General features: G+C 61.9%; 20 protein-coding genes. 11 read left to right on the top strand and 9 right to left on the bottom strand.

Annotated features, from left to right (window positions below; all coding sequences use genetic code 11):
* The first annotated feature begins 115 nt into the window (after positions 1 to 115).
* The 3 genes from O6760_RS19565 to O6760_RS19555 all read left to right on the top strand — a co-directional run bounded on the left by O6760_RS19565 (position 116) and on the right by O6760_RS19555 (position 2,880).
* The gene (locus O6760_RS19565) at positions 116 to 1,504 is read left to right on the top strand and encodes a dipeptidase (protein ID WP_269581384.1); all 1,389 of its coding nucleotides are present in this window, start codon (positions 116 to 118) and stop codon (positions 1,502 to 1,504) included.
* Positions 1,505 to 1,559: 55 nt separating this feature from the next.
* Positions 1,560 to 2,141: a TIGR00730 family Rossman fold protein gene (locus tag O6760_RS19560; RefSeq protein WP_269581383.1), complete on the top strand. Its 582-nt coding sequence runs from the start codon at positions 1,560 to 1,562 to the stop codon at positions 2,139 to 2,141.
* A gap of 133 nt (positions 2,142 to 2,274) precedes the next feature.
* Positions 2,275 to 2,880, top strand: coding sequence for a DUF1131 family protein (locus O6760_RS19555; protein WP_269581382.1), 606 nt, complete (start codon positions 2,275 to 2,277; stop codon positions 2,878 to 2,880).
* A gap of 1,142 nt (positions 2,881 to 4,022) precedes the next feature.
* Here the strand turns inward: O6760_RS19555 and O6760_RS19550 are convergent.
* A complete protein-coding gene (locus O6760_RS19550) occupies positions 4,023 to 5,060 on the bottom strand; it encodes a phytanoyl-CoA dioxygenase family protein (RefSeq protein ID WP_269581381.1) in 1,038 nt (345 codons plus the stop codon).
* A gap of 175 nt (positions 5,061 to 5,235) precedes the next feature.
* Between O6760_RS19550 and meaB the strand changes: the two genes are divergently transcribed.
* Both meaB and O6760_RS19540 read left to right on the top strand, forming a co-directional pair.
* Entirely contained in the window at positions 5,236 to 6,234 is a 999-nt protein-coding gene (gene meaB, locus O6760_RS19545; RefSeq protein ID WP_269581380.1) for a methylmalonyl Co-A mutase-associated GTPase MeaB, read from the top strand.
* Complete coding sequence (locus O6760_RS19540; RefSeq protein WP_269581379.1) at positions 6,231 to 6,842, top strand: pyroglutamyl-peptidase I family protein; 612 nt, start codon at positions 6,231 to 6,233, stop codon at positions 6,840 to 6,842. Before meaB ends, O6760_RS19540 begins: the two co-directional genes overlap by 4 nt.
* A gap of 197 nt (positions 6,843 to 7,039) precedes the next feature.
* Here O6760_RS19540 and O6760_RS19535 read toward each other — a convergent pair whose 3' ends face one another.
* On the bottom strand, positions 7,040 to 7,618 hold the full coding sequence (locus O6760_RS19535; protein WP_269581378.1) for a TetR/AcrR family transcriptional regulator: 579 nt from the start codon (positions 7,616 to 7,618) through the stop codon (positions 7,040 to 7,042).
* Between the two features lie 205 nt (positions 7,619 to 7,823).
* On the opposite strand from O6760_RS19535, the gene O6760_RS19530 reads away from it, so the two are divergent.
* Together O6760_RS19530 and O6760_RS19525 are read left to right on the top strand one after the other, a co-directional pair.
* Positions 7,824 to 8,297, top strand: a complete 474-nt coding sequence (locus O6760_RS19530; RefSeq protein WP_269581377.1) for a YHS domain-containing (seleno)protein — start codon at positions 7,824 to 7,826, stop codon at positions 8,295 to 8,297.
* A 179-nt stretch (positions 8,298 to 8,476) separates the two neighbouring features.
* Positions 8,477 to 9,847, top strand: coding sequence for a TIGR03808 family TAT-translocated repetitive protein (locus O6760_RS19525; protein ID WP_269581376.1), 1,371 nt, complete (start codon positions 8,477 to 8,479; stop codon positions 9,845 to 9,847).
* A gap of 165 nt (positions 9,848 to 10,012) precedes the next feature.
* On the opposite strand, the gene O6760_RS19520 is transcribed toward O6760_RS19525, so the two are convergent.
* Positions 10,013 to 10,819, bottom strand: a complete 807-nt coding sequence (locus O6760_RS19520) for a dimethylarginine dimethylaminohydrolase family protein (protein ID WP_269581375.1) — start codon at positions 10,817 to 10,819, stop codon at positions 10,013 to 10,015.
* 12 nt (positions 10,820 to 10,831) lie between these two features.
* Here O6760_RS19520 and O6760_RS19515 point away from each other — a divergent pair, with 12 nt between their 5' ends.
* Complete coding sequence (locus O6760_RS19515) at positions 10,832 to 11,281, top strand: GNAT family N-acetyltransferase (RefSeq protein ID WP_269581374.1); 450 nt, start codon at positions 10,832 to 10,834, stop codon at positions 11,279 to 11,281.
* Between the two features lie 160 nt (positions 11,282 to 11,441).
* Here O6760_RS19515 and O6760_RS19510 read toward each other — a convergent pair whose 3' ends face one another.
* Complete coding sequence (locus O6760_RS19510; RefSeq protein WP_269581373.1) at positions 11,442 to 12,470, bottom strand: asparaginase; 1,029 nt, start codon at positions 12,468 to 12,470, stop codon at positions 11,442 to 11,444.
* A gap of 38 nt (positions 12,471 to 12,508) precedes the next feature.
* Positions 12,509 to 13,687: an aminotransferase gene (locus O6760_RS19505; protein WP_269581372.1), complete on the bottom strand. Its 1,179-nt coding sequence runs from the start codon at positions 13,685 to 13,687 to the stop codon at positions 12,509 to 12,511.
* 172 nt (positions 13,688 to 13,859) lie between these two features.
* Between O6760_RS19505 and O6760_RS19500 the strand changes: the two genes are divergently transcribed.
* Positions 13,860 to 15,644, top strand: coding sequence for an SPFH domain-containing protein (locus O6760_RS19500; protein ID WP_269581371.1), 1,785 nt, complete (start codon positions 13,860 to 13,862; stop codon positions 15,642 to 15,644).
* A gap of 27 nt (positions 15,645 to 15,671) precedes the next feature.
* Here O6760_RS19500 and O6760_RS19495 read toward each other — a convergent pair whose 3' ends face one another.
* Positions 15,672 to 15,884, bottom strand: a complete 213-nt coding sequence (locus tag O6760_RS19495; protein ID WP_269581370.1) for a hypothetical protein — start codon at positions 15,882 to 15,884, stop codon at positions 15,672 to 15,674.
* Between the two features lie 35 nt (positions 15,885 to 15,919).
* The gene (locus O6760_RS19490) at positions 15,920 to 16,663 is read right to left on the bottom strand and encodes a hypothetical protein (RefSeq protein ID WP_269581369.1); all 744 of its coding nucleotides are present in this window, start codon (positions 16,661 to 16,663) and stop codon (positions 15,920 to 15,922) included.
* A 674-nt stretch (positions 16,664 to 17,337) separates the two neighbouring features.
* On the opposite strand from O6760_RS19490, the gene O6760_RS19485 reads away from it, so the two are divergent.
* Positions 17,338 to 18,876 carry a SulP family inorganic anion transporter gene (locus tag O6760_RS19485; RefSeq protein ID WP_269586314.1) on the top strand — a complete coding sequence of 513 codons (1,539 nt, stop codon included), beginning with the start codon at positions 17,338 to 17,340 and terminating at the stop codon, positions 18,874 to 18,876.
* A 153-nt stretch (positions 18,877 to 19,029) separates the two neighbouring features.
* Positions 19,030 to 20,844 (top strand): adenylate/guanylate cyclase domain-containing protein, encoded by a 1,815-nt coding sequence (locus O6760_RS19480; RefSeq protein WP_269581368.1) that lies wholly within the window; start codon positions 19,030 to 19,032, stop codon positions 20,842 to 20,844.
* A 16-nt stretch (positions 20,845 to 20,860) separates the two neighbouring features.
* Here the strand turns inward: O6760_RS19480 and O6760_RS19475 are convergent, their stop codons facing one another.
* On the bottom strand, positions 20,861 to 21,886 hold the full coding sequence (locus tag O6760_RS19475; protein WP_269581367.1) for a methyltransferase: 1,026 nt from the start codon (positions 21,884 to 21,886) through the stop codon (positions 20,861 to 20,863).
* Between the two features lie 292 nt (positions 21,887 to 22,178).
* Positions 22,179 to 22,529, bottom strand: a complete 351-nt coding sequence (locus tag O6760_RS19470) for a hypothetical protein (protein WP_269581366.1) — start codon at positions 22,527 to 22,529, stop codon at positions 22,179 to 22,181.
* Between the last annotated feature and the right edge of the window lie 161 nt (positions 22,530 to 22,690).

Raw genomic sequence — 22,690 nt, 5'->3', positions numbered from 1 at the left:
CCTGTTGCCAATATCCATTTGCGCTGGCCGCCGCGTTGTGGCCTGTTAGGGCCTTCTCCAAGGGGCCTGAGTCTTCCGGCCCGATTCATTCCGTTCCAAGTTTCAAGGATCCGTCATGAGTTCCATCGACAAGGTCCTGGCACGCATCGATGCCAATCTCGACCAGAGCCTCCAGCGCCTGTTCGACCTTCTCAAGATCAAGAGCATTTCCACCGATCCCGAATTCAAGGGCCCCTGCCGCGAAGCCGCGCAGTGGCTGGCCAGGGAATTGACCGGGATCGGCATCGAGGCCTCCGTGCGCGACACGGCCGGCCATCCGATGGTTGTCGGGCATCGCAAGTCCGGCAAGCCCGGCCCGCATGTGCTGTTCTATGGCCACTACGACGTTCAGCCGGTCGATCCGCTGAACCTGTGGGATCAGGACCCGTTCGAACCGGGCATCCAGACCCGCGAAGACGGCAGCAAGATCATCGTTGGCCGCGGGTCCGCCGACGACAAGGGCCAGCTGATGACCTTCGTCGAGGCGGCAAGGGCCTATATCGAGGAAACCGGCGATCTGCCCGTCGATGTCTCGATCCTGTTCGAGGGCGAGGAGGAATCCGGCTCCCCGTCCCTGCACCCGTTCCTGGAAGCCAACAAGGACGAACTCTCCTGCGATCTCGCCCTCGTGTGCGACACCGGCATGTGGGACGCAAAGACCCCGGCGATTTCGGTCATGCTGCGCGGCATGGTCGGTGACGAGATCATCGTCAAGGCCGCCAGCCGCGACCTGCATTCGGGCATGTATGGCGGCTCGGCCCAGAACCCGAACCATATCGTCGCCAGCATCATTGCCGGACTGCATGACGAAAACGGCAAGATCACCCTGCCCGGTTTTTATGACGGCGTTATCGAGATGCCGGACGACGTCAAGGCCATGTGGGACACGCTCGGCTTTTCCGTCGAGGAGTTCCTGGGTGATGTCGGCCTGAAATACCCGCGCGGCGAAACCGACCGCATGCCGCTGGAGCATATCTGGACACGCCCGACCGTCGAAGTGAACGGCATGTGGGGTGGCTACCAGGGCGCCGGGTCCAAGACGGTCATCCCGGCCGAGGCCCACGCCAAGTTCACTTTCCGCCTTGTCGGCGACCAGGATCCGGCCAAGATCCAGCAGGCTTTCCGGGACTATGTGCGCTCGAAAGTACCTGCCGACTGCAGCGTCGACTTCATCGCCAAGGACGGCAGCCCGGCCCTCCGGCTCGATTTCGCGATGCCGGTCCTGGAAAAGGGCAAGAAGGCGCTCCAGGACGAGTGGGAAACCGACGCCGCCCTGATCGGCATGGGCGGGTCCATTCCGATCGTCGGCGATTTCAAGCGCATGCTGGGCATGGATTCGCTGCTGATCGGCTTCGGTCTGGACGATGACCAGATCCATTCCCCGAACGAGAAATACAACCTGACCAGTTTCCACAAGGGCATCCGCTCCTGGGCACGCGTGCTGAAGGAACTGGCTGAAGACTGACCGTGAGACGCGCACGGCCCCGGCCGTGCGCACAGTCTGTGCGAGGGAGACACATATGAAAGCCATTTGCGTCTTTTGCGGTTCCAGCTTCGGAACGCGCGAGACCTATGCGGAGGCCGCGAAGGAAACCGGCCGGACGATTGCCGAACAGGGCTACACGCTTGTTTATGGCGGGGCGAAGGTCGGCCTGATGGGCACCGTGGCCGACGCGGCCCTTCAGGCCGGCGGCAAGGTCATCGGCGTTCTGCCGAGGGCTCTTGAGGACAAGGAGATCGGCCACGAGGGACTGACCGAGCTGCACCTCGTCGGCTCCATGCATGAGCGCAAGGCCAGGATGGCGGACCTGTCGGACGCCTTCATCGCCCTGCCAGGCGGTGTCGGCACGCTGGAGGAAATCTTCGAGGTCTGGACCTGGGGCCAGCTCGGCTATCACCAGAAACCCTGCGGTTTCCTGAACATCGACGGCTACTATGACGATCTGATCCGGTTTCTGGATCACCAGACCGAGGAAGGTTTCACCAGGGACGTGATGCGCCAGATGGTCCAGATCGCCGGCGCCCCCCGGGAGCTGATCGGCCAATTCGAGAACTACTCGCCGCCATCGGCCCCGAAATGGATCAAGCGGGAGGAGACCTGACCTCCCGCCGGACCCCTCGAACCCCCTGCGGAACCTGCCGGAAACTTTCCACAGGGGCGCGAGCTCCCTTTGCAAACAGGGCGTTACTTGGTAAATCCCTCAAGGCTTCGCACGAGTGGAGCCTCGTTGTTCCTTGTCGAGTATTATTATGCGTCCAACTGCCATCGGTTATGCGTGTGCCATTGCGATTATCGGGTCCGCCTGCACGCCCACGGGCGAGCTTGACGGCAACTCGGGCCGCCTCGTGCGAACCTCGAACGAAACGCTCGTGCAGATCACCGAGGACCATATCGGCGGCATCAACGGCGACACCTCCTATGGCCAGAAGGCGATCGAGGCCGCCCTGCCCGGCTTCACCACCGAAGGCATCCAGACCGCTGTCGAAAACAACACCGAATGGGCGCTGGCCGCCTTCAACAGCGACGGCTTCCAGGTGCTGCAGGTCTTCAAGGGCCAGAACGGCAAGGTTCGGACCGTCCACGGCGTCACCCACCATCTGCAGGGCCCGAACGGCGAACGCATCGGCATGACCTTTTCCGAGGTCGGTTCCTCGCGCGCCGACTGCAGGGTCGGCAAGAACCTGTGGCGCGGCATGGCGATCTGCCATTCCAACGGCCACCCGAACGTGGAACTGGTCTACGCCATCCCCGGCTACCAGGGCCCGTTCGACCAGCTGCCGGCGGAAAACGACCTCTTCGACGCACAACTGCAGCGGATCCTGTGGACGCCGAAGAGCTGAGTTTTTCGGACAGGCCGGACTATCGCTTTTCGAGAATAGTCTGAACCGACTTTAGCTACCTCTCAGCTCTGCCTCTAACGCAAAAGTCGGCAAAGCTTGTTTCAAACAAATCTCGAAATGCTTTGATAGGCACAGCCTTCACCACAAACTCCAACGTCATCCTGAGGAGGACCGTCAGGTCCGTCTCGAAGGATCCGTTCCTTGCTCAGGAGCTTGCAGCAGATCCTTCGAGACGCCGCTGACGCGGCTCCTCAGGATGACGGTATTGGGTGTGGCAGCTCCTTTCGGACGGGCCTGTCTAATCAGCAAAGGTTAACCCCTCTGACCGCCACCTCTCCTCAAGCATGCGCCTCAGAGCGCACCATCACGTTCCCGACCGGCCGCCAGACGGTTCGCATCTTCAACGTCTGTTTCCGCTCGTCTCAGCAGGCTTTCTTGAAACACAGTCAGTCCGACTGCCGTATGCGGATCCCCAGCAAATAGCCCGCGTGGAAATAAAGTCCCAAGTATACAAAACCGAGCGGCGGGATCAGAAGGACCGCAATATAAAGCAGTCCAAAAGTGAACATGTAGAGCAGCCCGGAGCCCAAATTGTCTATATTAGCTACCACAGGCAACAACATTCCAATCACAGACAAGACTGTAAAGGGCACAGACAAGAAGCCAAGCATCTTACGTCCCAGGGATCCGCTCAGATAGGGCGCTTTCTGGTATCCGGTGACTGCTCCGTAAATGAAAATAGCGATTGAAACGAAAACTGCGGCTAAGACAAAAATCATCGAAAAACCAACCCACGGCGCACATCGGCTAAACCCTATGCGCCTAAAAATTGAAATTCCATCTATAACTTACCTATTCAATGAACACCGTTAACATGTTTGCAATTCAGCTTCTTTTGCGACTTTAGCTTCCAATACTCAAATTCTTTCTTTCTGAAGCAACTTTCCAGAATCCATAGATGTCATCCTGAGGAAGCGCGTCAGCACTGTCTCAAAGGACAGGCCATTTGTTCCGAGCGCATGCCCAATCCTTCGAGACGCCGCTGTCGCGGCTCCTCAGGATGATGCAGTTGGGTGGGGCAGCTCGGCAGGACGAGGGAGAGGATTTGGCAACCCGAAACCCCAGACCGTCACCAATGTGCTTCAAACATGCGCCTCCGAGCGCACCATGACCTCACCGACCGGCCGCCAGACATTGCGCATCTTCACGGTCTTTTCCGCTACATCGGCCAGGTCCATCAGCAGCGGCATGCCCCGGTCCTTCAGGAACGGCAGGGATTTGATGTCGCCGCCCGTCCAGGGCAGGAACGGATTGCGGCGCATGTGCCAGTGGATCTCGGAGCGGACGGTCGGCTTGTCCGACGGCGTGCGTCCATGAAAGGCGAAGGTGTCGGCAACAATCAGAGTGTTTTCAGGCACCACCATCTTCTTTGGCTGCGGCAGGCCGAGGGCGGCAAGTTCATCCGCCCTGATACGGAAGGAGCCGTTGGCATGATGGGAGCGCTTGTCCTTGGACGCCGTCAGCGAGCACTCGTATTCCCATTCCAGCCGTTCCTTCGTGAGCTTGTGTGAACCGGGAACGAAGAAGAACGGGCCGTCCTCCTCGCCGACATCCTGCAGGAACAGCCAGGCTTTCGACGTGGCGTGGAACGTGTCGGCATGGGCATCCGACTGCGGATCCTTCTTCTGAACCTTCTGGGGCTCCACCAGCACCGTCTGGATGAAATTGAGCGGCTGACCGCCTTGCGAGGCCGCGTAGCGGATCATGTCGAGCGCGCGCGGATCGCGCACCGCCTGTCCAAGCGCCTGGTTGCGCCCCAGCACATCCGGCGGCAGCAGGGTCATGCGCGTCACCGCCTGGCCCTGGCGCATCTCGCGCGCCTCGAGCGGCTGGGAGAACACTTCTTCCTTCAGCTGCCGGTAGACCTCATCCGGCAGAAAGTTCTTCACCAGGAAATAGCCATTCTCGTCAAAGAACGCCCGCTGCTCCGGGTCCACAAGTCCGGCCAGCCGGGCGCGACGGCTCGCGGCGAGGTCCGCGGCCAGCTTGACCCGCTTCTTGTGCAGGCCCCAGCTGTTCAGCCTCTCGCTGCCAAGCAGAGGGTTCTTGCGCGGTGACTTGTCGGTCCCGGCAAGGCCCAGAACCCAGAAAGGAGCTTTGAGATAGGACAAAGGCGTCATGCGGCACCGGAAGTCAGTTGTTTCGAAGTGGCCGTATCTAACACGCTTTTTCCGCTCCCGTTCAATCTTTTGGGCTTTCCCGGCGCTGATTTGTCCCACAACCGGATGTGCTCCAGGACAGTTCTCCCTTTGGCGGCAGTGACCTTTTCCGATTCCTGCGTTAAAGCCATGGGTCATGACAGCCAAGGCTTCCTCCCTCGACCCGGCAAAACTCGCCGGAGATCTGCGCTCCGGAAAACGCGCCGCACTGGCACGCGCGATCACGCTGGTCGAATCGAAAAAGGCCGAGCACCGGCGCCTCGCCCGTGACCTGATCCAGGAGCTGCTGCCACGCACCGGCAAGGCCTTGCGTGTCGGCATCACCGGCGTACCCGGTGTCGGCAAGTCGACCACCATCGATACGCTCGGTTCCAACCTGACAGCTGCGGGTCACAAGGTTGCCGTTCTGGCGGTCGACCCGTCCTCCACCCGCACCGGCGGCTCGATTCTGGGCGACAAGACCCGCATGGCCCGCCTGGCTGTCGACACCAATGCCTTCATCCGTCCCTCGCCGTCTGCCGGCACCCTCGGCGGTGTTGCGGCAAAGACGCGGGAAACAATGCTTCTGTGCGAGGCAGCGGGCTTCGACGTGATCCTGGTGGAAACCGTCGGCATCGGCCAGTCGGAGACGACCGTTGCCGACATGGTCGATTTCTTTCTGGTCCTGATGCTGCCGGGCGCCGGCGACGAACTCCAGGGCATCAAGAAAGGCGTTCTGGAAATCGCCGACATGATCGCCGTCAACAAGGCCGACGGCGACGGTGCCCTTCGTGCCCGGTCGGCGGCTTCCGACTATCGCGCCGCCCTGCATATCCTCGCGCCGAAATCTCCCAACTGGACACCCCCGGTGATCACGATCTCCGGGCTGGCCAACGAGGGCCTCGACCACCTGTGGGAACAGATCGAGGTCTATCGAGACCGCATGGAGAAGAGCGGCGAATGGGGCGACAAGCGCAGCCGGCAGCAGGTCGCCTGGATGTGGGACATGCTGCAGCAGCGCATGATGGAAGCCCTGAAGACAAACACCGGCACGGCTGAACGCCTGAAGGCGCTTGAGGACGAGGTGCGGGCCGGCCGGACTGCCGTCTCGCTTGCCGTCGACGAACTGGCGACGCTGATGGGGTTGAACACATGACCGCAGAAGGGTGGAAAACCGTTCTGGTCACGGGTTTCAGGCCCTTTCCCGGAGCGCCGGTCAACCCGACCGAACACCTGATGCAGTCCCTGCCAGGCCGGCTCGGGGAAGTCACCTCAACCGTGCGCTTTGTCTTTCACGTGTTGCCGACCACATGGGCGGGGCGTCACGAAGTGACCGGCAAGTTGCGGCGTGACATCCGTCCGGACGCGATCGTGCATTTTGGCGTCGACGGCACCCGGTCAACGCTCAACATCGAGACCCGCGCGGTCAACAGGGCCGAACAGGTCCGGCCGGACGCGGCCGGCGAGACCGCGCCCGCTGCACAGCTTGCCTCCGGTGCGGAAGAAACCCGGATGTCGACGCTCCCGGCAGGCGCACTGTGCGAAGCCGCCCGCGCCGCGGGCGCTCCCGTGGAACTCTCAGCGGACGCCGGCACCTATCTCTGCAATGCCACTTTGTGGGATTCGATCGGCTCCGGCATTCCGAGCATCTTCATCCATGTACCGGCCCTGCCGGAAAGCCCAAACGATAAACGACCTGCCTTTGCCGTGGTCGAAACGGCGGCCGTCCGGATCCTGGAAGAGGTTGCCCGGCGGTTGGGGTAACCGGCTTTTCACTGCCCCCTTCCAAGTGCCTATCACCACCCACAGCGTCATCCTGAGGAGGACCGCCAGGTCCGTCTCGAAGGATCGGCCAAACACTCCGGAACAAGTGGCCGATCCTTCGAGACAGCGCTACGCGCTTCCTCAGGATGACGCAGAATGATCAGGAACTGCCCTGCAGGACCGGTTTCTCAGAGGCCTCAATCCCGCTCCAGCAACCGCTCCACCTGGCCGATACAATCGCCCGCCATCTCGGACGACAGTCCGGCCCTGCCCAGCACCCGCAAGCCGAAATAGACCGACAGCACGCCTCTCGCGGTTGCTCTTGCCAAGCTGTCTTCAAACCCGTCGTCCAGCAGCGCCCGGCGGAAACCACCTTCCAGGCGGTGGGTCATCGCCTGCAACCGCTCCTCCGCCGCGCCGCCACCGGCCGCCTTGTCGATCAACGCGTTGCACAGAAAGCAGCCCAGCCGGTCACCATCGGCATGCACGACCGCCGCAACCCTGCTGAACAGTCCGAGGATTCGCTCCCGGCCACTCCCCTGCGCAGGGTCGCCCAGAAAGGCGACCGTCGCGCTGATCACCTCGTCATTGTACCGGTCCAACGCGGCGATGTAGACGGACTGCTTGTCCCGGAACGCCTTGTAGAACGAGCCCTTGGTGATCTCCATGGCGGTCAGCAGTTCGGAGAGCGAAGCTTCCTCGTAGCCGACGTCCCAGAACAGGGCTATGGCCTTGTCCATCGCAACGTCCGGGTCAAACTCGCGCGGTCTGGCCATGCCTACCTCTTTTCCTGTCGCTCACGATTTCCTCACCGCAAGGTCACGTGCATGTGTTTTGTACCAATCGGTTCCTAACTATATATCCGAAACACCGGGCGGATCGGACAGCTTGCACCTAATTAGGAACCAAATGGTACCGAAAAAAGGCAAAGGTTTCAATCTGGTCCCCCGGCGAGCTTCAACCCCTTGGGAGAATTTCCATATGTTTGCAAATCTGATCCGCGGTTCCCTCGCCGCGCTTGTTGTTGTCACCGGCCTTGTTTCGAACGCCCTTGCCGGAGGTTTTGATGTCAACACCACCATCACCGGTCTGGCCCTGCGCGGTGTCGACCCCGTTTCCTATTTCGTGGACGGCGAGCCGCACGACGGCAGCATTGCCATCACCGCCGTGCACAATGGTGCCACCTACCGCTTCGCTTCGGAAGAAAACCGCGACCTTTTCAAGCAGAACCCGGACAAGTACCTGCCGCAATACGGCGGTTTCTGCGCCTTCGGCACCGCCATGGGCGTCAAGGTCGACGGCGATCCCGACCTCTGGAAGATCGTCGACGGCAAGCTGTACCTCAACCTCGCGCCCTCGATCCAGGAACGTTGGGTCAAGGACATCCCGGGCTTCATCGCCACCGCCGACACCAAGTGGGGTGACCTGGAGAACGTGAACCCGAGCGACCTTTGATCGGTCTTTGCCCCTGAAGACCGATTGACCGGCCGGCCGGGCCCCTTCCCCGGCCGGTCTTTCCTGTCCGCACCAGCCACACGCAAAGGCTTTTCCGACCGGCACGCCTCTTGCGAAGTCCAGCACAGACACCGAACCCGTTCCCGATCCGGGACGTTTTTGAGCAATTGGCTGGGCCGATGACACACAGACGACCGAAACTGAACCGCCGTGCGTTTCTTGCCGGGACAGCCTTGTGTCTTTCCGGGACAGTCGCTTCTGCACAGATGAAGGTCGCCGACCTGCGCGGCTCGATCGATTCCGAAGATCTCGGACTGCTGCCCAACGCCGCCGACGACCAGACCGCCCAGTTCCAGAACGCGGTCAACCGGGCCGTGGAACGCGGCCGGGCGCTGTTCCTGCCGGCCGGCACCTACCCGGTCGCCAACCTGCGCCTGCCTTCCGGCACCCTCATCGTCGGTGTGCCCGGGCGCACGCGTCTTGTCTACCAGGGCGGCGGCGGCCAGCTGATCCGCGCCGAGGGCGTCTCCAATATCGGTCTGACCGGCGTGACCTTCGACGGCGCCAACCGCTCGATCGGAGACTTCACCGAAGGCCTGCTGCATTTCATCGGCTGCAGGAACGTCACCCTCGACAATTGCGAGATTGCCGGGTCTTCCAAGATGGGTTTGTTGATGGACCGCTGCTCGGGCCGCGTGGAGAACTGCACCATCTCGGGGGCGGCGGAAGCCGGATTGCGCTCCAACGAGGCCACAGGCCTTGCCATCACCGGCAACACCGTCACCGATTGCGCCAATGGCGGCATCTGGGTGCATCGCTGGCGCGAGGGCGAGGACGGCACCATCGTTTCCGGCAACCGGGTGGAGCGCATCGGCGCCCGCTATGGCGGCACCGGCCAATTCGGAAACGGTATCAACATCTTCCGCGCCCATGGGGTGATGGTTTCGAACAATCGTGTCACCGACTGCGCCTTTTCCGCGATCCGCTCCAACGCCGGCTCCAACGTGCAGATCATCGGCAATTCCTGTCTCCGCTCCGGCGAGACCGCGATTTATTCGGAGTTCGGTTTCCAGGGCGCCGTGATCGCCAACAACATCGTCGATGGCGGCACGATCGGCATCTCGATCGCCAACTTCTTGGACGGCGGCCGCATGGCGGTTTGCTCCGGCAATCTGGTCCGCAACATCAAGAAGGACGGCCCCTACCCGCCGGAAGTCGCCGGTTTCGGCATCGGCATTGCCGTCGAGGCCGACACCACGCTGACCGGCAATGTGGTCGAGGGCGCCCCGAAATTCGGCCTGATGCTCGGCTGGGGTCCCTATATGCGCAATGTTGCCGCCTCGCAGAATGTCATCCGCGATTGCGGCACCGGCATTGCCGTTACAATTGTCGACGGCGCCGGCTCGGCGGTGATCACGGGCAACATCGTCCAGGGATCAAAATCGGGAGCCATCAACGGCTACAAATGGCTTGAGAAAGCCACCGGCGAACTCAACAACGTGTCCGAGTTCCCGAACCTGACCGTCCACGGCAACCAGGTGGCCGCCTGACACCACTGAAGCAAACCGTCACATGGCCCCGCCACACATTCAGTCGTCATCCTGAGGAGGCGCGAAGCGCCGTCTCGAAGGATGGGCAGCCAAGTTCTGAAATTGCCGCCCATCCTTCGAGACGCGCGTGAACGCGCTCCTCAGGATGACGTTGTCTTTATGGCCTCACGCCGCACCAAGCGCGAACCGCAGCGACAGGCAGGACAGGCCGCCATCGACCTTGCGGGCCTCGTGTGTCGGCAGGACGACGGTCCTGAACCCGGCCGCCTCGATCGCCGCCTGTGTCTTCGGATAGCCTTCCGGCACCAGCACCACGTCGTTCACCCGGATGACATTGGCCGCATAGTCCTCGCCTTCAGCCACCTGCACGATCTTGCGGTCACCGAAGAAACCGCTGTCGGCCATCGCCCTTGTGGCCAGGATGACATTGTCCCCGAGCGTCGAGCAGGCCGTCTTGAAATGCAGGACGCCTTCCGGTGTCTCGCAGACCTCGGCTTTGTAGCCCCACTCGCCCAGCAGCTTCGCGAAGGCGTCCGCGCCCTCCCGGTCGGTGCGCGCCGACAGGCCGATCAGGATGACATCGTCGAGCATCAGCACGTCGCCACCGTCCACATGACCGGAGCCCGGCAGTTCGACCACCTTGCCGAAGCGGGCAACGAGCGCGGCCCGGATTTCCCGCCCCTCGCCCTCCCGGCTCGCCGTGCCGGGACGCAACCGGATCGCCCCCTCCGGCAGACAGAAGGCCGGGTCCTCGACAAAGCAGCTGTCGGGAAAGGCCTCCAGCGGCGGCAGAACGTCGACGGTCAGACCGGCCTCTTGCAGTGCCTTCACATAAAGCCCATGTTCTTCGCGGAATTTTTCCCCGCTCGGGTCACCTGAATCCACGGCGCGGATCCCGTTGGCGACACTGTCGGCGGGCGTGCGGGTGATCGCGTGGGTGAAACGGAAGGACAGGCCGGGGCGATGCGCCATGAGACAACTCCAGTGACAAGGACAAGCGCCCAACCAGCCATTCGCAAGGCCGGTTTGCAAGACGTCGATGCCCTCAAATCCTGTATCGACCGCGCCTATCAACCGGTAAAATCGAACCTTCCGGACCTGCCGGATGTCTCCGCAGGTATTGCCGACGACATACGCGATCATCACGTCCTTGTCGCCGAGTTGGGCCGCAGGATCACCGGCTGCGCCATCTTTTCGCTCAAGGGCTCAAGGGCCCACCTGATGAACATCGCCGTTGACCCGGATGTGAAAGGACAAGGTCTGGGCAGGTGCCTGATCGAGCATGTGGAGCGCATAGCACGGGACGGCGGCGCTACCGAAATTCACCTTGCGACCCACGTGGGCATGCCCGGAAACGTCACGCTCTACAGTCACCTTGGATGGAGTGAAACTTCAATAACCGGCAACAAGATATTGATGAAAAAGGATCTTTAACCCAACTCGATTCACACCCAACGACGTCATCTTGAGCAGCCGCGTCAGCGGCGTCTCGAAGGATGGGCGGCACAGTCAGAACAAGCGGCCGATCCTTCGAGACGGACCTGAAGGTCCTCCCCAGGATGACGTCGTTGGGTGAGCCACTTCTGTACCAGCCCTACGGCAGCGCGGCCTTCAACGCCGCCAGGAAGTCCTGTCTCGGCCGGATATGGCCGGCCTGGATCCCGCGCCGGGTCAGGATCGGCGGATTGACCAGCCCGTCCAGAAGCGCGGCCTCGTCTTCGTTCAACTCCAGAAGAGCTTCCAGCACCGTCGCCATCATCACCTCGGCGGCGCGCGTTGCGCCGTCGTCGCATTTGAGAGCGATACCGAAACCGAGTTCGGGCACCGAACCGCAGAACACGCCCTCGGCCCCGGTCTTGACGAAGACCCGCCCGCGGAACCCTTCCATCACCTTTGTGCAGAACCTGTCGGCGCCGGCGACCATGTAAGGCTCGTTGATGCAGGCGTCGTAGAGACGCTGTGCGGCGTCGGCGCGCTGCGGTTCCAGGCCCTCGCCCGTTCCGAACGCGGCAAAGGCCCGCGCGAATTTCTGCAATGGTGTCGCGTAGGTCGGAATGGAACAACCATCCGTGCCGCAGACGTCCTCCGACAGCGTGTCGCCGGTCAACTGTTCCATCACCAGCTTTATTTCCCGCTGCACAGGATGACCGGCGTCGACATACCCCTTGGTGTCGACTCCCATCACCTTGGCAAGGCCGAGAAACCCTGCATGTTTGCCCGAACAGTTGTTGTGCAGCCCGCAGGGTGTCTCGTCGGCCAGGATCAGCTTGGCCGCGTCTTCCATGCGCTGCGGCCATTGCGGCCCGCATTCCAGGTCGTCCTCGCTCAGTCCGGCCTTCATCAGCATGACGCGCGCCGAATTTGCGTGAACCTCCTCGCCGCTGTGCGAGGCGCAAGCCAGCGCCAGTTCGGCATCGGACAGGTCCAGCGCATCGGCCGCCCCCGATTCCACCAGCGGCAGGGCTTGCAGGGCCTTGATGGCGGAACGCGGAAACACACGCGCTTCGACATTGCCGATTTCACAGACAGGTTTGCCCGCCGTATCGACAATGGCAATACTGCCGCGATGAACGCTTTCGGTCACGGAGCCTCTGGTGACGTCGACCAGCGCGGGATTGTCCATGTAGTTTCTCATTTCAATAGGGTCGCTCGAATTCGAGGCTAGGCGGATTCGGCCCGCGCCGCAGTCAGAAAAGCGGCAAGCCGTGTCAGCGCCTCGTCAATGACAGTGTCCTGTTTGCAAAAACAGAAACGGATATAGTCTGTCGGCGCGTCGGAACCATAGAAGGCCGACACCGGAACGGCAGCGACACCGGCCTGCGTGACCAGGGTCTCGCAGGCCTCAACATCCGTCCGGCCGAGACCGAGACCGCCGATGTCGCAGGTCAGGAAATAGGTCGCCGCGCAAGGCAGAACCGAAAACCCGAGTCCGGCAAGACCGGCGGCCATGCGGTCGCGCTTGGACATCAGGTCCTGCGTCAGACCGGCGAAATAGCTGTCGTCCCTGCCAAGGCCGTAGGCGACCGCCTTTTGCAGATTGGGCGGCGTGGTGAAGGTCAGCCACTGATGCGCCTTGGAGATCGGATCCATCAGCCCGGCCGGTCCGGTGACGTACCCCACTTTCCAGCCGGTCAGAGAAAAGGTCTTGCCGGCCGAGCCGATCCGCACCGCGCGTTCGCGCATGCCGTCGAAGGTCATCAGCGGCCGGTGCTGTGCACCGTCGAACACCAGATGCTCGTAAACCTCGTCACAGATCGCATAGACGTCGTGCTCGATGCACAGATCGGCGATCAGCTGCAGTTCACGTTCGGAAAAGACCTTGGCGGTCGGGTTCATGGGATTGTTGATCAGGATCGCCTTGGTCCGCTCCGAGAAGGCCGCTCTGAGGGCATCCTCGTTCATCGACCAGTCCGGCGGTGTCACACGCACGCGTACCGGAATGCCACCCGCCTGTTTCACTATCGGCAGGTAACAATCGTAAAGTGGTTCGATCAGGACCACCTCATCCCCGGGAGACACCAGCGCGATAAGGCAATCCGCCAGCGCTTCCGTCGCCCCCGAAGTCACCATGACCTCGCTCTGCGGATCGACGTTCAGCCCGTAAAAACGCTTGTTGGCGTCGGCAACCGCCTGGCGCAGGGCGGGAAGGCCCAGCATGGGCGGATACTGGTTCGGCCCCTCGACCAGCGCCTCGGCTGCGACGCGCCTGATGTCTTCCGGCCCGTCCACATCCGGAAACCCCTGCCCCAGGTTCACGGCTCCATGGGCCATGGCCAGGCGCGACATGGTCTCGAACACGGTGGTGTCGATGCCGGTAAAGACCGGATTGGTCGGTTTCATGTATCCTCCCGGACGCCTTTTTGCCGGTTCTAGTCTTCACATGAGGCGCCGTCGAGCAAATTTCATGCGGCGGCGCGTCAAAACATGACATTTTTACAGAAGCTTCGTTTGACTCTCCGCCAGCTCGGCGATCAGATAACGCTCGATCGTGGCACGCGCGGGAGGACATGCAATGCTTGGTGTGGTCATCGGAATTCTGGCGATTTTTCTGGGCGCGGCGATCATGCTGCGCCGAACGGGGGCCCACGCCGGCAGTCATCGCCTTGTCAGGCTGTTCGCAAGCCGCATCATGGGGATTGTCCTGATTGCGATCGGCGGTTTCATGCTGCTGTCCACGTCCTTCATCTTTGTCGATGCCAACCAGGTCGGCCACCTCAAGCGCATCTACGCCTTCAAGGAACTGCCCGAGGGCCGCATCATCGCGCTCGACGGCGAAAAAGGCCCCCAGGCCCAGATCCTCGGCCCCGGCTTTCACTTCATTCCGCTGGTCCGCGTGCTCTACGATTTCGAGGAATGGGACGTCATCACCATTCCGGAAGGCTATTACGGCCAGCTGACGGCGCTTGACGGGAGCGCCATGCCATCGGGCATGTTCATGGCGCCTGCCATTTCGGACGAGAATGTCGGCGAGATGCTGAACGCGGCCACCTTCCTGACCAATGGCGGGCTCCGCGGTCCGCAGGAAACAGTCCTGAAACCGGGCCAGTACCGCCTCAACCGCTACCTGTTCGATGTCCGCCTCGACGAGAACACCAACGCCACCATCATCCCGGCCGGCCATGTCGGCGTGGTCAAGTCCAATGTCAGCCAGCCCGGCATCAACTGCGTCGAGGAGGAGGTATCCGCGTCCACGGCGTCCCGCGAGGCACTGACCGTGCCCCTGGTACCGCGGGGCTGCGTGGGCATCTGGAAGGAACCGCTGTTTCCGGGCGCCTACTACCTCAACCGGCAGGCCTATGAGGTGACCCTGGTCGATACCCGGGTACAAACCTGGGAATACAAGGGCGGCTACACCAAGCGCATCATCGACCTGTCCGTCGACCAGCAGGGCAACATCCAGCAGACCGAGCGATCCGTGCAGGAACAGATCCCGGGCGACGCCGCCGACCGGGCGGTTTATGTCAAGGTCGAGGGCTGGGACATCCCGCTGGAACTGCGTGCCCTGGTGCAGGTCGATCCCGACAACGCGCCGGTTGTCGTCGGCTCTGTCGGCGGCCTGCAGGAAATCGAGAACCGTATTCTGACCCCTGCGATCCGCTCAATCGTGCGCAATGTCGCCGGCGCCTCGATCCGTGTCCAGGACAGGAACGAGGACGGCACACTGGCGCAGCCGGCCAGTTACACGGTCCGGCCGACCCGCGTGCTCGACCTGATTGAAAACCGGGACGCGATCGAACAGACCATCGAGCAGCAGATCAAGGTGGAAGGCAACAAGGCCGGCGTGAACATAAGGGAGATCCGCCTGGGTGAACCGGCCATTCCGCCTGAACTGCTGGTCTCCCGCCTGCGCGTTCAACTTGCGGACCAGCTGTCGACCGCCTACGAGCGTGAGACGGATGCCCAGCAGAAGCGCATCGAGACCGAACAGGCGCGCTCGACCGCCGACGAGCAGCCCCGCCTTGTGGAAGCGCAGATCGCGGTCCAGGTGGCCAATCAGCGTGAACAGGAACGCGCGGCCCTCGGCCGTGCCGAACGCCAGTTCCTGGAAGAACTCGCGCGCGGCCAGAGGGCCCAGGTGGACGTGCTCGGCCAGGACCGCGTCGCCCTGCTGCAGGCGCTTGAAAAGCTGCTGACCTCGCTGGAACGCAAACCGGAACTGGTCGGGCTTGTCGGCAAACTGGTCCCCAACACGGTGGTCGGTGGCGACAGCGGCTTCGCCGGCGCGGCGGCCCTGCTTGGTGCCAGCCTCGGCCAGGCGCAGCAGGCGGGAGCAAACCGCTCACCGGCGGGTCAATAAGCGAGCAGGCGCCCCTGGGCGAAGGTGTCAGCTCGGCCCTTCGCCGTTGTGGGCACTGCCCGTGGACATGACGTTCCTGAGGGCGTTTTCGACCCGGGGAACCAGGGCCCGATGGCCTTGCGCAACGGGTGTCAGGCCTGGCGCGTCAAACCCGGACAGAACAAGCGGGTCGTTCGCGTGCAAGGCAGTCCCGGACCAAAACGACAGCAGCAAACACAACAGGGCAGCACGGCGCGTCATGCGGCAGTCCTTATCCTGGAGCCGCACAGCACCCATCAGGTCATTCCGATCCGGTGCAGCACGTTCTCTTCCGGAACCGCCTCCCCGGGGACGTCGTCGTCCGGCCTGGCCTCCCTGGCCTCTTCAAGCTGCCTCCTGAGAACAGCCTCTATCCTCGGCACCAGTGCGGCATGTTTTTCATGCAGGTAATGGTAGAAGGAAACGGTCCGCAACGACGGCGTCAGCGGGAACACGTCCTTCAGCTCGCGTTCACGGACAATCCTTCGGCCGGTTCCCTCTCCCACAATCACCAGATCGAGCCGGTCGCGCAGCAGCATTTCAAACAGCTGTTCCGGTGTCTCGGCGGTCCAGACCTCGGAAAAACCTTTGGCAAGTTCAGCCGCAAACCGCGCCCCGGACACATGGCCGATGCGCAGGTGCTTTAGCTCGCCAAACGATTTCCCGTGCAGCTCCGGCTTGTTTGCATAGGCAAATGTCCGCGCTTCGATGATCGGAACATCCACACGGATCAGGCTCTCGTGAGCCGATCCGGCGATCTTGACGCGTACCAATTCGCCATCGGTCTTTCCCGCGGCCGAGTCCAGAAGCGCCCTGCGGGGGCTGGAGATAACGGTCTCGATCCGGATGCCGAGTTCTTCATAGGCACGGGACAGGATCCGCTCGGCCTTCGGTGTCAGGTTCGGAGCATCGAAACCGGAAAAGCGCAGCGTGTCCTGGGCGCGGGCGGCGTCAATGAGAACGAAGAGGCTGATGAAGGCACACAGGGTGAGCCGGCGCATCTACATTCTCCCGATCTGAAGAAAACCGCTCAAGGCAAACATCCATTTCCTTCGCGTCGCCAGACACGACGGCGCGACCTCTGAAAGACCAACCCTACGTGAAACAAAGTCGCGTATGCAACCTGTTTGCAATCCGGTTGCATATTGTGACAGGACCACGGCGAAAAATACTCGGACGGCCACTCCGGCACCTGCGAACCGGTCGCGTAGACCGGCAGGAAATCAGGAGCGCGCACGGACTTCGCCAGAAAGACCAGCACAAGCGCAATGCAATTACTCCGAACAAAAATCAAAATAACAACCCATGATTATTGCCGCGAAAAAGCTTTATTCAGGAATAATAGAATATTACTCAAACAAATTCTGCAATCCCGTAAATTATACTCATGAATATATTAAATTTAATCTTAAATAAACTACACTGAACCCGTTCTTCCGCGACCTTTTTCGTGTTCCAACAGCCTGGCCTGTGGACTTTCCAGATGTCTGCATGGCAGCGTCCCGGCCGAAAACTTGCTGCAATGCAAAAAATCGATTAGAAGACCTCAACTTGATCCAGGTCAAAGAGCCAGAGTCGGGCAGGTCTGGCGCTGACCTTACAATAACCATCACATTATCTGGAGCAGCTCGTGTCAGCACGTGCCGAGGGCGTTGCGCCTGTCAAACATGTAAAAATGGATGCCTCGCGCATCAAAACCGAACTTCTCGCCGGTCTGACCGTGGCTCTTGCACTGGTTCCCGAGGCAGTTGCGTTTGCGTTCGTCGCTGGGGTCAACCCGCTGGTCGGGCTTTACGCGGCTTTCTTTGTCGGCCTCATCACCGCCTGTATCGGCGGGCGGCCCGGCATGATTTCCGGTGCAACCGGCGCGCTCGCCGTGGTGATGGTCGCGCTCGTGGCCCAGCACGGTGTCGAGTACCTGTTCGCGACCGTGGTGCTGATGGGCATTCTCCAGATCGGCGTAGGCCTGCTCAAATGGGGCAAGTTCATCCGCATGGTGCCGCATCCGGTCATGCTCGGTTTCGTCAACGGCCTGGCAATCGTGATCTTCCTGGCCCAGATGGGACAGTTCAAGGTCCCGGACGGCGCCGGTGGCCTGACCTGGATGAGCGGCTTCCAGCTTTACCTGACGCTTGGCCTGGTCGCGCTGACCATGGCCGTCATCTGGTTCCTGCCAAGGCTCACCAAGGCTTTCCCGGCGCCGCTGGCCGGTATCCTGGTGGTGACCGCCCTCGTGCTCGGCTTCAACCTGGACACACGCTCGGTCGGCGACCTGGCCTCCATCGCAGGCGGACTTCCCCAGTTCCATATCCCGATGGTCCCGCTGACCCTGGAAACCCTTCAGATCATCTTCCCCTATGCCGTCATCCTGGCCGCCATCGGTCTGATCGAGTCGCTGCTGACGCTCAATCTTGTCGCCGACCTGACCAACACCAAGGGCGGTGCTTCCAAGGAGTGCCTGGCCCAGGGCACAGCCAACGTGGTCACCGGCTTCTTCGGCGGCATGGGCGGCTGCGCCATGATCGGCCAGTCGATGATCAACGTGAAATCCGGTGCCCGCACCCGCATCTCCGGAATTGCGGCGGCCCTGTTCCTGCTGTCCTTCATCGTGGTTGCTTCGCCGCTGATCGAACGGATCCCGGTGGCGGCCCTTGTGGGCGTCATGTTCATGGTGGTCATCGGCACCTTCGCCTGGACCAGCCTGAAGATCGTTCACAAGATCCCGCTGACCGACGCGCTGGTGATGATCGTGGTCACCTGTGTCACAGTCTATGCCGATCTGGCGGTCGCCGTCGTTGTCGGTGTCATCATCTCCGCACTGGCCTATGCCTGGAACGCGGCAAGCCGCATCAGCGCGCGTATCGGCACCAGCAAGGAAGGCTGGAAGGTGTATCGTCTGAGCGGCCCTCTGTTCTTCGGCTCGACCACCGGCTTCACCGACCTGTTCAATCCCGCGAACGATCCGGATGATGTCGTCGTCGACTTCATCGACAGCCGCGTGGTCGACCATTCGGGACTTGAAGCGATCGACGCCCTGGCCTCCAAATACGAAGCTGCCGGCAAGCGCCTGCACCTGCGACATCTCTCGCCGGACTGTCAGCGCCTCCTTGAAAAGGCGGGCAACCTTGTCGAAGTCTCCGTCCTGGAAGACCCGGACTACGAAATCGCGGTCGATTACGGCCACAAGTTCGACGAAACGGAAAAGGCCTCCTAGGGTACGGACGCCCAAAGCCGGACCCGCAGGCGCCGCCCTGCGGGTCTTTTTTTGACCGGTCTCGATTGCCGGGCCCGGATTGCCCTTCTCCAAAGTGTCCGCAACAGATATTGATCTTGTGGTTCGTTCCTGACCGGCAGATGGATCCGTACCTTGGCAGCGCGCAGAAAGCTCTTTATCACACCGACCCTGGCAACCGTGATCGGCGCCTTCGTGCTGGTGACGGCGGCCGCGATCCTGGTCATCCAGGCGGTGACATCGGCTGCTGTCGTGCGCGAGCTTGGCGGTACGCTGGTCGATATCGGGATGGATTCGGCGGAAACCGCGTTCGTCGAACAGCTCCACGCCGTCACCGAAACGGCCGAATTCACGCGCTTGTCGTGGGAACGCGAGGAGCTCCGTTTCGACGACCCCGAACTGCTGACCGGTTATCTTCACGGCGCGCTGGCGCCGATGGAGCAGGTTTCCTTCCTCATTCTTGTCGATGAAACCGGCCGTGGTGTCGATGTCGACCGCGGCGACGCGGACGGCACCCTTCTTGGCGGCGATATCGACCTTGCGGCGGACCTGCCTATCCTGGTTCCCCTGACGCAACAGGCACGGCAACAGTCCGGCGCCTTCTGGAGCGAACCGTTCTACATGCCCGGCCGCAAACACACCTATTTTGTCTTTGTGCGCCCGCTTTTCGATGGCAAGACCTACCGTGGCAGCTTGCTCATCGGCATGTCGCTGGACCGTGTTTCGGAAATAACCTGGCACGCATCGACCGACGACATCACTGTTTTCCTGATGCAGGAGAACTCTCGGAAGATTGTCGGCCACCCGGACCTGCACAGGAAGTTCGACAGCCTCACGAGCGAAACCCCGCTGCTGCACGTCTCCCAGGTTCCGGACGATTTCCTGAAATCCTTCGAGGACCTGCCGAAGCTTAAGAACGCCTCCTTCGGTCTTTCGGACAACCTCGCCCTTCATGAGGGCTATGATGGCAACGGCATCAGGCGTTTTGTCATTCTGGAACAGAAGAACGACAACCTTCTGGGCTTGCCAGTGCGCATCGGCGTCCACTTTCCGGCGGAATTCCTGGACCAGCCGCTCAAGCAGTTGCTGGCCGCTGCCGTTGTCGGCGCCGGGCTGCTGCTGCTTTCCCTGATTGGTGCGGTCCTGCTTGCCCAACGGATCGCCCGGCCCGTGCAACGGGCGTCGGGCGCGGCCAAGGAGGTTGCCAGCCTCAATCTGACCGCCGTGGAGCCCCTGCCCGCCAGCGTGATCCGGGAACTGGACGACCTGTCCAAGGGCTTCAACGCCATGGTCAGCGGCCTGACGGCCTTCAACCGTTATCTGCCAACCACCCTGGTTCAAAAACTCCTGAGCGAAGGCCGCGCCGAAGCGCCGCCGGAGGAACGTGAGGTGGCGGTGCTCTTTACCGACATCGCCGGATTCACTTCCGTCTCCGAAGGAATGTCCGCGACCGAGACCGCCGCATTCGTCAATCACCACCTTTCGCTGCTTGGCGCGGAGATCACCCGCGAGGGCGGCACGATCGACAAGTATATCGGCGACAGCGTGATGGCGTTCTGGGGCGCGCCGGAAACACTCGACAACCCGGCGGAACCTGCGGCCCGGGCCGCAATCGCAATGGCCCGCGTCATCCGCGCGGACAACGCGGAGCGCGTCGCCCGTGGAGACGCCCCGGTGCGCATCCGCATCGGCCTGCACATGGGACCGCTGGTCGTCGGCGACATCGGCGCCCCCGAACGGGTCAACTACACGGTGATCGGTGACACGGTGAACGTCGCTTCACGCCTGGAAAGCCTCGGCAAGGAAATCGACGACAAGGCGGACGTCATCATCCTGGCTTCCGAAGAGATCACCCATAACCTCGACAGCACGATCGACCGCCAGTCGATCGGTCTGCAAACGGTCAAGGGCAAGGCCGAACCCATCGACGTGATCCGGCTGCTGGTTTGACGCGGCCCCGGGCGGGCTATGACTTGTAGGCAATCGCCGCGCTTGAGGGGCCTTCGAGAGGAATGACCTCAAACCTGCTGAAGCCGGCTTCGCGGCACCACGCGACAAATTCCGCATTCGTGAAGTCGAACGCGTCGCCAAGCTCGATCAGCATGGTGAGCGAGATGAACAGGCCGAACGTGTTGGTGCGCCGGGCATCGTCGATCAACGCCTCGATCGCAATGAGCGCGCCGCCGGGCGGCAGGGCATCATAGGCCTTCTTCACCAGATCCTTCTTCCGCTCCAGGCTCCAGTCGTGAAGGATCATGCCCATGGTCACGATGTCGGCCTTGGGCAGGGGCTCGGTGAAGAAATCCCCCGCGACCGCCTCGACCCGATCGTTCAACCCGTCCGCGGCGATCTTGCCGGCGGCGATTTCCGTCACGGCGGGAAGATCGAAGCTCTTGCATCGGATATGCGGATGCGCGGCGGCCACCGTGCGCGAAAGCAGCGCATCGGCTCCGCCCACATCCGTCATGGTGGCATAGCGGTCAAACGGAAACGCCTTCGCCAGGGTCTCGAAATTGCGGATCGAAGCGCCGTTCATTGCCTCCATGAAGGCATGCAGCCGTGCCGGGTCGCTGTAGAGTGTTTCAAAGAACGGGGCGTCGTCGTGTTTCGTTTCGCTCTGCGGTTTTCCGCTTCGCACGGCCTCCACAAGATCCGCCCAGAAGCGGTAGTTGCGCTGGTCCCAAAGCTCGAGAATGCCGCCGATATAGTCCGGCTTGTTGCGAACCAGGAACGCGGCCGTTTCCTCGGTATTGTGATACAGCGCGCCCTCTCCGTCCCCTGTGCGCCCCAGCAGTTCCGCCGAGACCAGCAGGTCCAGCAGATCCATGGCGGGCCGCCGCCGGAACCCGTACTCCTCCATGATCTGGTCAAGGGTCAATGGTCCGTCGGCGAGTTTGGTATAGAGGCCGAGACCGACGGCGGACAGCAGCGCCCTGGAGACGCCGTAGCCGCTTGCGACCTTCATGATGTTGTCCGGACTTGGTGGGGTCATTGCATCCGTCTCAGGTTGAACCTGCGGCTATCGGCTCCGCTGCAACACCTGCTGCCGCCCGATCGGGGAAAGCCTTTGCCAGGCCGGTCCTGCGCAGATGTGAACTCCGAATTTCTGCCGATACTAGAGGCTTTCTTGCCGGAACGCCACGATCCCGCCGGACCTGGAAACAGGCGGCAGGTAGACCACCAGGTCACGTCGCCCTCGTCGGACGCGACGGCCCGCCCGCGACGGGTCAAAATCCGCCGGTTTGCGGATACGCTCGGCCGAAACCGGAACGAAGGCCTTTGCCTCAACCCGGCACCGCTGGCACGGTCCGGCGAAGATCCGGCTCGTCGTGGATGAAGGTCAGGTTGAGCGAAACCGGGCGTTCGGCGCTGCGGTTTCCGGACGTGCTTACAACCTTCCGCGCGGCTTCCAGGCTGTCCTCGTCAAGACGGATCCCGATGCCCGGCAGCCTCGCCAGGAACGCCTCCAGTCCTTCGGCTGAAATCTCGAGCCTGAACACTGTTGCGATGTTGGACAGCAACGTGTGCCCCTCCACCCAGCCACCGGATTTCAGAACGGCATCGTTTACCTCGGTCATCGCCGTGTGGCGATCCGTGCGGGTAACGGCCGACAGCATGACAATCCGGGTTTTCAAGGGTCTTCCTGATCAACGGTAAATCGGGGACCGTTCCCATATTAGACCGCTTCGCTTTCTGCGCTACCCCCAATGCCTGCTTCTCGGCGGCACCTTGGCGACCGGTTGATCTTCCCCGCCAAGTTATCCCGGGAACCAACATGAACCGGGAGGACAAATAA

It is taken from the genome of Roseibium sp. Sym1 (genome assembly GCF_027359675.1).
Lineage (GTDB): Bacteria > Pseudomonadota > Alphaproteobacteria > Rhizobiales > Stappiaceae > Roseibium.
The sequence above is the reverse complement of the archived record's forward strand: the minus strand, read 5'-3'. Positions and strand labels throughout refer to the sequence as shown.

Coding starts and splice junctions, on each gene's coding strand:
- O6760_RS19565 (WP_269581384.1), top strand. CDS start 116: ATGAGTTCCATCGACAAGGTCCTGGCACGCATCGATGCCAATCTCGAC.
- O6760_RS19560 (WP_269581383.1), top strand. CDS start 1,560: ATGAAAGCCATTTGCGTCTTTTGCGGTTCCAGCTTCGGAACGCGCGAG.
- O6760_RS19550 (WP_269581381.1), bottom strand. CDS start 5,060: ATGACGCCTTTGTCCTATCTCAAAGCTCCTTTCTGGGTTCTGGGCCTT.
- meaB (WP_269581380.1), top strand. CDS start 5,236: ATGACAGCCAAGGCTTCCTCCCTCGACCCGGCAAAACTCGCCGGAGAT.
- O6760_RS19540 (WP_269581379.1), top strand. CDS start 6,231: ATGACCGCAGAAGGGTGGAAAACCGTTCTGGTCACGGGTTTCAGGCCC.
- O6760_RS19535 (WP_269581378.1), bottom strand. CDS start 7,618: ATGGCCAGACCGCGCGAGTTTGACCCGGACGTTGCGATGGACAAGGCC.
- O6760_RS19530 (WP_269581377.1), top strand. CDS start 7,824: ATGTTTGCAAATCTGATCCGCGGTTCCCTCGCCGCGCTTGTTGTTGTC.
- O6760_RS19525 (WP_269581376.1), top strand. CDS start 8,477: ATGACACACAGACGACCGAAACTGAACCGCCGTGCGTTTCTTGCCGGG.
- O6760_RS19520 (WP_269581375.1), bottom strand. CDS start 10,819: ATGGCGCATCGCCCCGGCCTGTCCTTCCGTTTCACCCACGCGATCACC.
- O6760_RS19510 (WP_269581373.1), bottom strand. CDS start 12,470: ATGGACAATCCCGCGCTGGTCGACGTCACCAGAGGCTCCGTGACCGAA.
- O6760_RS19505 (WP_269581372.1), bottom strand. CDS start 13,687: ATGAAACCGACCAATCCGGTCTTTACCGGCATCGACACCACCGTGTTC.
- O6760_RS19500 (WP_269581371.1), top strand. CDS start 13,860: ATGCTTGGTGTGGTCATCGGAATTCTGGCGATTTTTCTGGGCGCGGCG.
- O6760_RS19495 (WP_269581370.1), bottom strand. CDS start 15,884: ATGACGCGCCGTGCTGCCCTGTTGTGTTTGCTGCTGTCGTTTTGGTCC.
- O6760_RS19490 (WP_269581369.1), bottom strand. CDS start 16,663: ATGCGCCGGCTCACCCTGTGTGCCTTCATCAGCCTCTTCGTTCTCATT.
- O6760_RS19485 (WP_269586314.1), top strand. CDS start 17,338: ATGGATGCCTCGCGCATCAAAACCGAACTTCTCGCCGGTCTGACCGTG.
- O6760_RS19475 (WP_269581367.1), bottom strand. CDS start 21,886: ATGACCCCACCAAGTCCGGACAACATCATGAAGGTCGCAAGCGGCTAC.